At 73.6% G+C, this 13,862-nt stretch carries 1 protein-coding gene; it reads left to right on the top strand.

Annotated elements, in window-relative coordinates:
• Window positions 1–49 precede the first annotated feature (49 nt).
• Window positions 50–13,819 carry a type I polyketide synthase gene (locus IF78_RS0134015; RefSeq protein ID WP_031486281.1) on the top strand — a complete coding sequence of 4,590 codons (13,770 nt, stop codon included), beginning with the start codon at window positions 50–52 and terminating at the stop codon, window positions 13,817–13,819.
• The last annotated feature ends 43 nt before the right edge of the window (window positions 13,820–13,862 follow it).

The following is a 13,862-nucleotide window of genomic DNA, read 5'->3' as shown; positions in this document are numbered from 1 at the left end:
CGTCGTACGTCCACAGACCTCTCCCGAATCCACGAGGACACCTGTCTAGATGCCTGCGCACGAGTCCCCGAAGCAGTTCCCCGACCCGTCTCTCACCACAACCGAGGGCGTGCGGGCATGGCTGGAGTCGGCCGTCGCCGAGGCGGCCGGGCTCGATTCGCTGAGCGTCGATGCGGGGCGTCCGCTCGCTGAATTCGGCCTGGGATCACGGCAGTTGGTGACGCTGGCCGCCGAGCTGTCCGCGCTGACCGGCCGGACCCTGGACCCCTCCATAGTCTTCAACCACCCCACGATCGCGGCGCTCGCCGAGGCCGTGTTCGACGACGGGTCCACGGCGACGCGCACGACGACCGCCGCCCCCGCTCCGGCCGAGACGCACGTGCGGCAGAACGACGACGTCGCGATCATCTCGATGGCCTGCCGCTTCCCCGGCGGCGCCAACAGCCCCGAGGCGCTGTGGCGGCTGCTGGCCGCCGGCGAGGACGCCATCACCGAGGTGCCGGCGGGCCGTTGGGAAACACAGGGGCTGTACGACCCCGACCCGGAGGCCACCGGCAAGGCGTACTCGCTGCACGGCGGCTACCTCTCCGGCATCGACCGCTTCGACGCGGGCTTCTTCGGGATCTCGCCGCGCGAGGCCGCCGCCATGGACCCCCAGCAGCGGCTGCTCCTGCAGACCGGCTGGGAGGCGATCGAACGCGCCGGGATCGTCCCGGAGACGCTGAACGGCAGCTCCACGGGCGTCTACATCGGCCTGTACGACAGCGGTTACCTGGCCTCGGCCGCCCTGGACCAGCTCGACGGGCACGTCGGCACCGGCTCGGCGTCCAGTGTGGCGTCCGGCCGCATCGCCTACACCCTGGGCCTTCAGGGCCCGGCGGTCACCGTCGACACCGCCTGTTCCTCCTCCCTGCTCGCCCTGCATCTGGCGGCCCGTGCGCTGGCGGGCGGCGAGTGTGACCTCGCGCTGGCGGGCGGCGCGTCGCTGCTGGTGACGCCGCGTGGGCACGTCGAGTTCAGCAGGCTGCGCGGTCTGTCGCCGTCCGGTCGGTGCAGCCCGTTCTCGGCCGATGCGGACGGTGTGGTGTGGGCCGAGGGCTGCGGCGTCGTGCTGCTCAAGCGGCTCGCCGACGCGCGCCGCGACGGCGATCGGATCCTCGCCGTCGTCAAGGGCTCGGCGATCAACCAGGACGGCCGCAGCCAGGGCCTCAGCGCTCCCCGCGGCCCCGCCCAGGAACGGGTGTTGCGCGCCGCACTCGACGCCGCCGGGCTCCGGCCGCACGACCTGGACCACATCGAGGCGCACGGCACCGGCACCCGACTCGGCGATCCCATCGAGGGCAGGGCCCTGGCCGCGGTCTTCGGGCCCGAGCGTCCCGCCGAGCGCCCCCTCGGGGTCGGCTCCCTGAAGTCCAACATCGGACACACCCAGGCTGCCGCGGGCATCGCCGGAGTCATCAAGACCGTACTGGCCCTCCACCACGAACGCATTCCGGCTTCCCTGCACGCCGAGACCCCGACCGAGCACATCGACTGGGCGCACAGCGGACTACGCGTACTCGGCGTGGCCCAGACCTGGCCACGGAATCCCGAGCGGATACGGCGTGCCGGGGTGAGCGCGTTCGGGATCAGCGGCACGAACGCCCATGTGGTGATCGAGGAAGCCCTCGAGGAGCCTGCGCAACGGCCCGAAGACCTCCCCGGCACCGCCCTGTTCCCGCTCTCCGCCCGCACCCTCCCGGCCCTCCGGGGGCAGGCCGGTCGCCTTCTCGAAACCCTTGAGTGGCAGCCCGAGTTGCCGCTCCCGGCCGTGGCCGCGACGCTGGCTCACCACCGCACCCACTTCGAGCACCGAGCCGTCGTCCGGGCGGCCGACCGCGACGCACTGCTCACCGCCCTGCGCGCACTCACCGGGGACCAGCCCGACACAGACCTGACCGTCGGGCCCCAACAGGTCTTCCCTGCAGGCAAGTTGGCGTTCGTGTTCCCAGGGCAGGGAGCCCAGTGGGCGGGCATGGCGCGCGATCTGCTCGATCGTGACCCGGTGTTCGCCGACGAAGTCGACCGTTGTGACGCGGCCCTGCGCCCGTTCACCGACTGGTCGGTGACGTCCGTCCTGCGCGGCGACGCGGGTGCGCCGCACCTGGAGCGCGTCGACGTCGTCCAGCCCGTGCTCTTCGCCGTGATGGTGTCGCTCGCCGCGGTGTGGCGTGCTCGCGGCGTACGGCCGGACGCGGTCGTCGGACACAGTCAGGGCGAGGTGGCCGCCGCCTGCGTCGCCGGGGCGCTCAGCCTCAACGACGCCGCGGCCGTGGTCGCCCTGCGCAGCCAGGCCCTGACCGAACTGTCCGGCACCGGCGCCATGGCCGTCGTCGCCCTGCCACACAGCGAGGTCGAGGCCCGACTCGCCGACCACTGCGGCGAGATCGGCGTCGCCGCCGTCAACAGCGCTCGCTCCACCGTCATCGCCGGTGCCGTGGACGCGGTGGAGGCCCTGCTCGCCGACCTCGAACGGCGGCAGGTCTTCGTCCGCCGCCTCGATGTCGACTACGCCTCCCACAGCGCCCGGGTCGAGCCGGTGCGTGCGACGATCCTCGAAGAACTCGACGGAGTCACCACCTGCCCCACCTCCGTCGCCTGGTACTCCACGGTCACGGGCGAACCGGTCACGGAGGAGCTCGAGGCCGACTACTGGTACACCAACCTGCGCGAACCCGTCCGCTTCGCGCCCACCGTCGAGCGGATGGCCGCCGACGGCTACCGCTGCTTCGTCGAACTCGGCCCGCACCCGTCGCTGCTCACCGCCCTGCACACCATCGACGACACCCTGGTCGCCGTCGCCTCCCTGCACCGTGACGAGGACGGCCCCGCCTGCCTGGACCGCGCGGCGGCCGAACTCCACGTCCACGGACGGCAGATCGACTGGCGCCGACTGATTCCCCCCACTGCCCCCGCCGACCTGCCGACCTACGCCTGGGACACCCAGCGCCACTGGATCGAGCCGGCCGCCTCCGCGACGGCGCCCGGACCGTTCGACCGCGCCGCCCACCCGTTGCTCGGCGTCCAGCTCCAGTCGGCGGACGAGACCCGCTGGACCTTCCGGGGCGAGTGGTCCCCGGCCACCGCCGACTGGCTGCCCGACCACACGATCTTCGGCCGGACCGTGGTCTCGGGCACCACTCTGATGGAACTCTGCCGAGCCGCCCTCGCCGTGGCCCGCCCGGACACGCCTTGCGACGTCACCGGCCTGCTCCTCCTGGCCCCGCTCACCCTGCCCGGCACGGGCACGGTCGAGGTGTCCGTCGAGGTGGTCACCGCCGGCGCCGTACCGGAGATCACGGTCCACAGCCGTCCGCGCGGCCAGGAGGGCAGTGACTGGACCCTCCACGCCACCGCCTCCGCCGCAGAGTCGGCCGCCACGCCGGCCGACGAGCCACCGACCTGGCCCGAGACCGCCGAACCGGCCTGGGGCGAGGAGACTTACGAGCGACTGGCCTCTCTCGGCCTCGGCTACGGCCCCGCCTTCCAGGGCGTACGACAGGCCGCCGCGACCGGCGACGGGACCGTGCTCGCCCGCCTCTCGCTGCCGCCCGTGGCCCGCGACACGGCCGACCCCTACCCGGTACACCCCGCGCTCCTGGACGCCGCCCTCCAGGTGGCCGCCGCCCTCGACCCTGCCGACCAGCGGGTTCTGCTGCCGGTGGCGGTGGCCCGCTGTGTGCTGCCGCCCGGCGGCGCGACGGACCTCATCGCCGCCGTGCACCGGACCGGCGGCGACTCCGGCACCGACGTCACCCTGGACGTCGGCCTGTGGGACGCCGACGGCTTCCCTGCGGGGCGCCTGGAAGGCGTACGCCTGCGAGCCGTGAACCCGGCCGACCTGAACGGCGGCTCGGAGAACGCGCGGCACCTGTACGAGGTGGCGTGGACGGCCGTACCGGAGACGCAGCCCGAGGCACCCGGCGCCGTTTGGGCCGTCCACGGCGACCCGTCGGACCCGGCGGTCGCGTCGGCCTTGCGTGAGCTGCGTGCGGCTGGCGTTAGGGTCACCGACGAGGGCGGCGCCGAGACAGTCGTACGGTTCTGGCCCCGCCCGACCCCCGACAGCGAACCGGCGTTGCTCGCCCACGAGTTGGCGGCCACGGCGCTGGCCGAACTGCGGGCTCTGATCGCCCTCCCGCCGGACGAGGCGCCCACGCGCACCGTCTGGGTGACCCGCGGAGCGATCGCCGCCGCCGACGGCGACGCGGTTGCCGGGTTCGCCCAGTCGGTGCTGTGGGGACTCGCACGCAGCGCCCGTACCGAACACCCGGATCTCGGGATCGCCCTCCTGGACCTCGACAGCGACGACGATCCGTCACTGCTCTCCGCCGCCGTGCACACCGGCGAGCCGGAACTCGCCCTGCGAGGCGGTGAGTTGCGCGCTCCGCGCCTCACGCGTGCCAGTCGGGCGGCATCCGGCCGTCCGGCTCCGCTCCCCACCGACGGCACCGTACTGATCACCGGAGGCCTCGGCGCGGTAGGCCGCCACATCGCCCGTCTGCTCGCCGAGAACGGCGTCCCTCGCCTGCTGCTCACAACCCGTCAGGGGCCCGACGACGCCCGCGCGGCCGACGTCACCGCCGAACTGACCGCCCTCGGCACCGAAGTCGAGCTCGCCGCGTGCGACATCGCCGACGCGGCGGCCGTGGCTGACGTACTGGCCCGCATCGGCGGCGAGTCGCCCCTGCGCGGCGTCGTCCACTGCGCCGGAGTCCTCGCCGACGGCGTGGTGGCCGAGTTGACCCCCGAGCGTCTCGGGCAGGTGCTGCGCCCCAAGGTCGACGGCGCCGTCCATCTGCACCGGCTCACCGCCGACCACCCGCTCGACCTCTTCCTCCTGGTCTCCTCGGCCGCCGGAGTCGTCGGCAACGCGGGCCAGGCCAACTACGCGGCGGCCAACGCCTTCCTCGACCAACTCGCCCACCGCCGACGCGCCTTGGGCCTGCCCGGCGTCTCGGTCTCCTTCGGCGCCTGGGCGGGAGAGGGGCTCGCCGCGGTCCACGCCGACCTGGAGCGGATGGCCCGCGTCGGCCACCGCGCCCTCACCGCCGACCAGGGCCGGGAGCTGACCGAACTGGCCCTGCGGCGCGACGCCCCGCACCTGGTCGCCTGGGCGCTGGACCTGCCCCGGCTGCGAGCCGCCGCACCGACGGGCGCCCTGTGGCGCTCCCTGCTCCCGGCCACCCGGCCCGCCCACGCGGGCAGCCACACCCTGGCCGACCGCCTGGCCCGACTGCCGCAGCCCGAACGCGCCGCACGCGTCCTCGCCCTGGTCCGCGAAGAGGCCGCGCACGCCCTCGGCCTGCGCTCGGCGGAGTCGATACCTCCGGACCAGCCACTGCGCGACCTCGGCATGGACTCGGTGACGGCGGTCGACCTGCGCAACCGCATCAGCGCCCGCATCGGCACCAAGCTCCCGGCCACCCTGGTCTTCGACCATCCGACCCCGAGCCGTCTCGCCGAGTACCTCCTGAGCGGCGCCCTGGCGACAACAGGGCGCACAAGCCGCGAGGCCGCGCACACAGCCGCCGCCGGCTCTTCGAACAAGGCCGCGGCCACCCGCTCCTCCGACGAGCCGGTGGCTCTCGTCGCCATGGCCTGCCGACTGCCCGGCGGCGTGACCGACCCGCAGGGCCTGTGGCGCCTCGTCGCGGAGGGACGGGACGCCGTCGGACCCTTCCCGGCGGGGCGATGGGACGTCGAGTCGCTGTACGACCCCGACCCGGACGCCCCCGGCAAGACCTACGCCCGCGAGGGCGGCTTCCTCGACGACATCGACTCCTTCGACGCGGGCTTCTTCGGCATCACCCCGAAAGAGGCTGCGGCCATGGACCCGCAGCAGCGACTGCTCCTGGAGACCGCCTGGGAGTCGCTGGAGCGCGCCGGTATCGTGCCCGCCGACCTGGCCGGCAGCACCACCGGCGTGTACGTCGGCATGTTCGGCAGCGACTACCTGTCCGGCACCCGGCTCGACCAACTCGACGGCTACGTCGGCACGGGCTCTGCCCTGAGCGTCGCCTCGGGACGGCTCGCCTACACACTGGGGCTGAACGGCCCCGCCCTCACGGTCGACACCGCCTGCTCGTCCTCGCTGGTAGCCGTGCATCTCGCGGCGCAGGCGCTGCGCGCGGGCGAGTGCGATCTGGCGCTCGCCGGCGGCGTCACCCTGATGGTCACACCGCAGACCTTCGTCGAGTTCAGCCGACTGCGCGGACTGTCGCCGACGGGGCGCTGCCGCTCCTTCTCCGACGCCGCCGACGGCGCCATCTGGGCCGAGGGCGCCGGCATGGTCGTACTGAAACGACTGAGCGACGCCCGGCGCGACGGCGACCCGATCCTGGCCGTGCTGCGCGGCACCGCCGTCAACCAGGACGGCCGCAGCCAGGGCCTGTCCGCGCCGAACGGCCCCGCGCAGGAACAGGTGATCCGGCGCGCCCTGGAGCAGTCCGGGCTGCGGCCCGCCGACATCGACCACGTCGAGGCCCACGGCACCGGCACGACGCTGGGCGACCCGATCGAGGCGAACGCCCTCGCGGAGGTCTTCGGCACCTCGCGCCCCGAGGAGCGCCCGCTCCACCTGGGCTCGCTGAAGTCCAATGTCGGGCACACACAGGCAGCTTCGGGCGTCCTCGGCCTCATCAAGGTCGTGCAGTCACTGCACAACGAAACCCTGCCGCGCAGCCTGCACGCCGACACGCCCAGCCGCCACGTCGACTGGACGGACAGCGGACTGCGTCTGCTGCGCGAGGAGGTGGCCTGGCCCGCGTCGGCGGAGCGGGTGCGGCGTGCGGGGGTGAGCGCCTTCGGGATCAGTGGCACGAACGCGCATGTGATCGTGGAGGAGGCCGGACCCGAGGTCGAGCCCGAGGCCGGCGAACTACCGGATGGAAAGCACCTGTTCGTCCTGTCGGGCCGCAGTGAAGCGGGCCTGCGCGGACAGGCCGCCGCGCTGGCCCGCCACCTGGCCGACGACTCGGTCGCGCTGCCGGACGTGGCCCACACCCTGGCCCGGCACCGCAGCCACTTCGAGCGGCGTACGGCGATCGTGGCCGAGGAGCGTGGGGAACTGCGCTCGGTCCTCGGCGGGTTGGCGGCCGGGCGGATGCCGTTGCCGCCGCACCGGGAGGAGCAGCGGGGGAAGGTCGCCTTCGTCTACGCCGGACACGGTGGTCAGTGGCCCGGGATGGGTCTGGACCTCATGTCCGAGTCGGAGGCGTTCCGCGAGGAGCTGACCCGGATCGACGAGGCGGTGGAGCGGCACGCCGGATGGTCGGTGCTCAACGCGCTACGGGCGCCGGAGGAGTTCTCCCCGCTCGAGCGGACGGAGTATCTCCAGCCGACGCTGTTCGCGGTGAACGCGGCGCTGACGGTCGCCTGGCGCTCGCTCGGCGTCACCCCGGACGCCGTGACCGGCCACAGCCTGGGCGAGATCGCCGCCGCGTACAGCGCGGGCGCCCTCACCCTGGACGACGCCGTGACCGTGGTGACCGGGCGCGCCCGGACGGTCGTACCGGTCGTCGGCAAGGGCGGCATGCTGTCCCTGGACCTGCCGCGGCCGCGTGTGGAGGAACTGCTCGCCCCTTACGCCGGCCGGCTGTTCGTCGCCGCGGTCAACAGTCCGCACTCCACGGCCGTCTCCGGCGACGGCGACGCACTGGCCGAGCTGCGCCGCGGCCTCGACGAGCAGGGGATCGGGGTCCGGTCGCTTTCGACGCCGTTCGCCTCGCACACCCCGCTGATGGCCCCCCTGCGTGCGGACCTGCTCGACCGCCTCTCGGACATCCGGGGCGGACACGCCCGGACCCCGCTGTACTCGACGGTGCTGGCGGAACCCGTACCCGCAGACCGCCTCGATCCCGGCTACTGGTACGCCAACCTCAGCGAGCCCGTCCGCTTCGCGGACACGATCACCCGCATGCTGGATGACGGCCACCGCTACTTCGTCGAGCTGAGCCCGCACCCCTCGCTGGGCTCGTCCATCGAGGCCGTGGCGGCCGAGGCTGGCATCGACGCGGTGAGTGTCGGCTCGCTGCGCCGGCAGCGGGGCGGCCGGGACGCGCTGCTGCGCGGGCTGGGGGAGCTGTACGCGGCCGGCCACACGCCGGACTGGTCCGCGCTCTTCCCGGCCGGCCGCCGCGTCGACCTGCCGACCTACGCCTTCGCCCGCGAACGCCACTGGCTCGCCCCCGCTGCGGCCACCGCGCCCGGCACTTCTCCGCTCCTCGGCACCCACGTCGAGGCCAGCGACGAAGCCGACCGGCACCTCTTCCAGAGCGAGGTGGACCTGCGCGACAGCCGCTTCGCCTATCTGACCGACCACAAGGTCACCGGCGAGGTGTGGCTGCCCGGCGCCGCCTTCCTCGGCATGGCGCTGGAGGCCGCGTCCGCCGTACACGACGGCGCCGACGTACGGCTCGCCGACGTCAGGTTCGTCCGGCCGCTGCGCCTCGACGAGTCCCGGCCGACCCGGCTGCAACTTGTCCTCCGGCCCGCCGCCGACGGTTTCCGGGACTTCACCATCGCCTCGTCACCCACCGGGCTCGGACAGCGCACACGCTGGGAACGCCATGTCAGCGGGCGCGTCGTCGTGCCCCCGGCCGAACCCGAGGCCGCCTCCGCCGAGCCCGACACCGCCCCGGGTGACTCGCTCGCCGCACTGCGCACACAGTGCACGGAGCAGGTCGATCTGCCCGCGGTCTATGGCGCCCTCGCCACACTCGGTATCGAGTACGGCCCCGCCTTCCGGGGCCTGGAGTCCGGCCATCGCACCCACTCCACGAGCCTCGCGCGGCTGGCCGACAAGCCCGCCGCCGGTCATCTGCTGCACCCGGCCGTCCTGGACGCCGCCTTCCACGCGGCCGCGCTGCCCGGCGGCGCACCCGAGGGACGGGCGTTCGTACCCGCGGGTGTCGGACGCCTCCGCCACACCGGACTGCGCACCACCCCGGTGTGGGTGACCTGTGAACTGCGGTCCGTGTCCGGCGACACCGCGACGCTGGACCTTCGGCTCTACGACGAGAACGACCAACTCCTGCTGGAGGCAGAGGAGTTCCGACTGGCGGCACTCTCGCCCCTGGACGGGGCGCTGTTCGAGACCCGCTGGCAGCCCCGTCCGACCGCCAATGAGCCGCCCACGCAGGGCAGTTGGCTGATCCTGGCCGACGAGTCGGGCATGACCGGCGAACTCGTCGAACGGCTGGGCGACTCCGTGCCGTACGTGATCGCCCGCAGGGGTGCGGAGTTCGCCGCCGAGGGTTCCGGACGCTACGTCCTCGATCCGGCCGACCCAGGGCATCTGGCCCGTCTCCTCGACGAGGCCTTCGCCGACGAACCCCCCGAGCGAGTCGTCCAGTTGTCCGCCCTCGACGCTCCCACGATCGTCGACGCCGACACGGCCGAGGAGGCCGCCCGACTGTGCTGCCTCAGCACCCGTCATCTGGTGCGCGCGCTCGCCGACCGCACGCGGGGTCCGGCGCCCCGCCTCTTCGTCGTCGTACGGGGCAGCCAGGCGGCCGGTGACAGCACGCAGGTGACGCATCCTCAGCAGGCGCTCGCCTGGGGCTTCGGCCTTGCGGTGGCGCAGGAGCATCCGGAGTTCAGGACCACGCTCGTCGACCTCCCGTCGGCGGACGGCGTCGACTCCCTGTGGACACAGCTGCGGTACGCCGACGACGAACGCCTCGTCGCGCTGCGCGGAACCGGACGACTGGTACCCCGCCTTGCCCGCACCCGCCCGGACGACGGCGGTCACGGGGCCGTCACCGCGGACGGCGTGCATCTGATCACCGGTGGCCTGGGCGGTCTCGGACGTGTCGTCGCCGAGCGGCTGGTCCGCCGCGGCGCCCGTCGCCTGGCCCTGATGAGCCGGAGCGCACCCTCATCGGACGCCAAGAGCTGGATCCGGGACCTCGAAGAGCGGGGGGTGACCGTGCACGTGGCCCGCGCGGACGTCGCCGACCGCGACGGCCTCACCGCCGCCCTGGACGCCATACGTCACGCACTTGGTCCGATCACCGGCGTCGTCCACGCGGCCGGCGTCCTCGACGACGCCACGATCGCGAACCTGAGCGACGAACGCGTCCGGCGCGTCCTCGCGCCCAAGGTCCTCGGCACCGCCCTGCTGACCGAACTCACCCCGGACGCCGAGGACTTCGTCCTCTTCTCCTCGGCCGCCGGTCTGCTCGGCTCGGCGGGACAGAGCCCGTACTCGGCGGCGAACGCCTTCCTCGACGCCTGGGCCCACCACCTCTCGCGCACCGACCGTCGGGCGCTGAGCCTTAACTGGGGTGCCTGGTCGGGCGTGGGCATGGTGTCCGGGTCCGGCGCACGAGAGGCGGAAACGGCCCGCTCGGGCCTCGTCGCCTTCTCGGCTCGGGACGGTGGCGAACTCTTCGACCGCGTCCTGACCACCGCCCGCCGCCAGCTCGCCCCCCTGGCCCTGGACTGGGAACTCCTGGCCCTCGATCCCGACGCCGCCCGCACCCGCCCGATCCTTGCCGACCTGGTCACCGTCCCCACGGGCTCGCCCGACACGGACGACCTCGTCAAGAAGGTCCACGCGGCGACGAACGGCACCGAACGGGCCGTACGGCTGGAGGCCTATGTGCGCGCCCGAGTCGCCGAGGTATCCGGCGGCGCCGTCCAGGTCTCCGCGACCACGGCCCTGAAGGAACTCGGCCTCGACTCCCTCATGCTCGTGCGGCTGCGCAACGCCTTCGCCCGCGAGCTGGGCGTGGAACTCCCGGCGGCCACCGTCTTCTCGGCCGCCGACATCCGCGGCCTCGCCCAGGCCCTGAGCACGGCACTGCCGGAAACAACCCGTCCTGGACAGGGGACGACGACACCGGACGAACCACAACGCACCACCGAGGTACCGGTCACCGAACTGCACCCCGTGACCCGCGACGTCGTACGCCTGCTGCGCAGCGCCCAGCCCGGCATGCCGCAGGCCGCCCACGCCGTCGGCCTGGCGGTACGCCTCACCACACCGACCACCCGCGAGAGCCTCACCGGCATCCTCACCCGCCTCGCCGCCCGGCACGCGGCCCTGCGCACCGCCGTGGTCACCGCCGACGAAGGTGGGCGGCAGCTGCGGGTCGACCGCGAACCGGCGGCACCGTTGCTGCGATGGACGCTCGTGCCGCAGGACACAGCCGTTGACGCGGCCGACCGGCTGCGCGAGCTGCTGGAGCCACCGTTCGACCTGGCTGTCGCCCCCCTGTGGCGATTCGAGCTGCTGGACGGCGGCGAGCGCGGCCAGATCCTGCTCTACGGCGCCCACCACGCCGTGAGTGATCTGCAGTCCCTGCTGCTGGTGGCGGGCGAGATCGACGCCGAGCTGTCCGGCGACGCGCTCGGCGACACCGTCACCAACCGCGACATCCACCTGCTGATCGAGGCCCAGCGGACCGACGAGCACGCGGACGGGAGCACCGACGCGAGCGAATGGCGCGAGGCCTTCGAAGGCAGCGCCCGCCTCGACCTGACCCTGAGCCGACCGCGTCCGCGGGCCCGCTCGTACCGCGCAGGCAGTGTCACCGTTCCGATCCCCGACGGGCTCATGGACCGGATCTCGGCCGCCGCGAGCCACTTGGCCGTGACCCCCGCCGCGTTCTGCCTCGGCACCCTCACCGTCCTGCTGGCCAGGAAGCGCGAGCGGGAGCGCTTCGTCCTCGCCGTGCCCGTCGACACCCGCATCCACGCCGACGCCTTCGACGCCGTGGGCTTCTTCGGCGTACCGGTGCCGTTCCCCGCCGAGGCGAACGCGGGGGAGCGGATCGAGGAGGTGCTGCGCCGCACCGACGGGCGTCTGCAACGGGTCCTGGCCAAGGGCGCGATGTTCTCCGACGTGCTGCCGGTGCTGGCCCGGCAGGGCCTGCACCGGGCCGACGCGCCGCTGGTCGAGGTGTACTTCAACTACGTACGGGCCGCGGGCCGGCCGGCCCGCCTGGAGGTGCTCCCGGCGGGTACCGGCTACTCCGACCTCGACCTGATGATCACCATGACGCCGGACGCGGGCCGTATCCGCCTGGACCACAACCTCGACATCCTGGACGCGGCGACGGCCACCGAGCTGGGGGAGGAGCTGCTGCGGCTGCTCGCGGAGACGGCAGGGGACCCGACGCGACCGGTTCGTACGATGCCGACGACGGCCGAGGCCCCGCAGGCGAGGCCCTCCAGCGCACCGGCCCATGTGCTCGCCCTCGCCGCCACGTTCGCCCTCGGCAACCTGCCTCTGATGTGCGAGACGGCGATGGACGAGTCGGTACGGGAGGGCAGCGTGACGACCGTCGCGGAGGCGCCGTACCACCACGTCCTGGCGAGCCTGCGCGACCCGTCCGGCGTGTTCGCCGAGCCGGCCACCACTGCGGGCGTCGCACTGCTGCGGGCGGCGGACCTGCAGCGATTCGGCCCGGTCGACGACTCGTTGCTCGCCGAGCTGCGCACCGCCTACCCGGCCGCGCTGCACGCGGTGGCCGAGCGCACCAGCAAGCCCCTGATCGTCGGCTTCCTGCCCACCGCACAACGCGAGGACCGTCTCGACCGGTGGGAACGGGAGATCGCCGCCGAGCTGGCCGACGTACCCGGCATCGCCGTACTCGGCCCCGACGACTGGACCCGCCACCACCCGGTCGAAGAACGCTTCGACGAGCGGACCGAACGGCTGGCACACCTCCCGTTCACCCCGCACTTCCAGGCCGCCGTGGCCCTGCGCCTTGCCGAGGTGGTCCGGGCGGTACGGCGCCCGGCACCGAAGGTGATCGCGGTCGACGGCGACGAGACCCTGTGGGGCGGTGTGGCCGGGGAGATCGGTCCCGAGGCCGTCGACCTGACCGGTCCGCGAGCCCTGCTCGCCCGCAGGCTGCTGGCGTGGCGGGCGGCCGGCGCGCTGCTGGTGCTGCTCAGCAACAACGACGAGGACACCGTCCGTGCCGTACTCGACCGGCCGGACAGCCCCCTGAAGGCGGAGCACTTCAGCGTGCTCTCCGCGGCCTGGGGCCCGAAACCGACCCGCCTGGCCGAGGTGGCACGCACGCTCAACCTCGGTCCGGACAGCTTCCTGTTCCTCGACGACAACCCGGCCGAGATCGCCAGGATGCGCGCCGCGCTGCCGCGGGTCCTGTCGGTGACCTGCCCGCCGGAGGCCGAACTGCCCGAGTTCCTGGGCCGGTTGTGGCCACTGGTCCCGGCCGCGGCGACCGCCGAGGACGCGCTGCGGGCGCGCTTCTACGAGCAGGAACGGGAGCGCGACGCGGCGCGCGAGCAGGCCGGGTTCGAGGAGTTCCTGGACCGGCTGGAGCTGGAGGTCGACGTCCGGGCGCTGTCCGACGCCGACGTGCGGCGGGCCGAACAACTCGTGGCCCGCACCAACCAGTTCACCCTCCACGCCCGCTCCGCCGACGGCGGCGACGTCGCGCGCTGGCGCGAAGACGGCGAGGTCTGGACAGCCGCGGCCCGCGACCGCTTCGGCGACTACGGCCAGATCGGCCTCCTCGCCGTGCGCCGCGAGGGCGACCGACTCGACGTCCTCGCCTGGCTGATGAGCTGCCGTGCCCTCGGCCGAGGCGTCGAGGAACGCCTGCTGCGATGGCTGGCCGACCGCGCCGAGGAACTGGACTGCGCCAAGATCCACCTGACCGCGGAACGCACCCCGCGCAACGCCCCAGCCCGCCGGCTGCTCGCGGCGCTGGGCGGCGGCGACCAGGACGACGAGCGACTGGAGACCGTGGCCACGCCGGAACAGCTGCGCACGTTCCGCTCCTGGCGGCAGCAGTGACGGCACCGTTCAGTGTGCGGCTGCGAACCACCCGGACAGCACC

This window comes from Streptomyces bicolor (assembly GCF_000719285.1).
Classification (GTDB): Bacteria; Actinomycetota; Actinomycetes; order Streptomycetales; family Streptomycetaceae; genus Streptomyces; species Streptomyces bicolor.
This window is presented reverse-complemented; position numbering and strand designations above follow the sequence as displayed.

Excerpts from the sequence above, each read along its gene's own strand:
- IF78_RS0134015 (WP_031486281.1), top strand. The coding sequence starts at position 50 with ATGCCTGCGCACGAGTCCCCGAAGCAGTTCCCCGACCCGTCTCTCACC.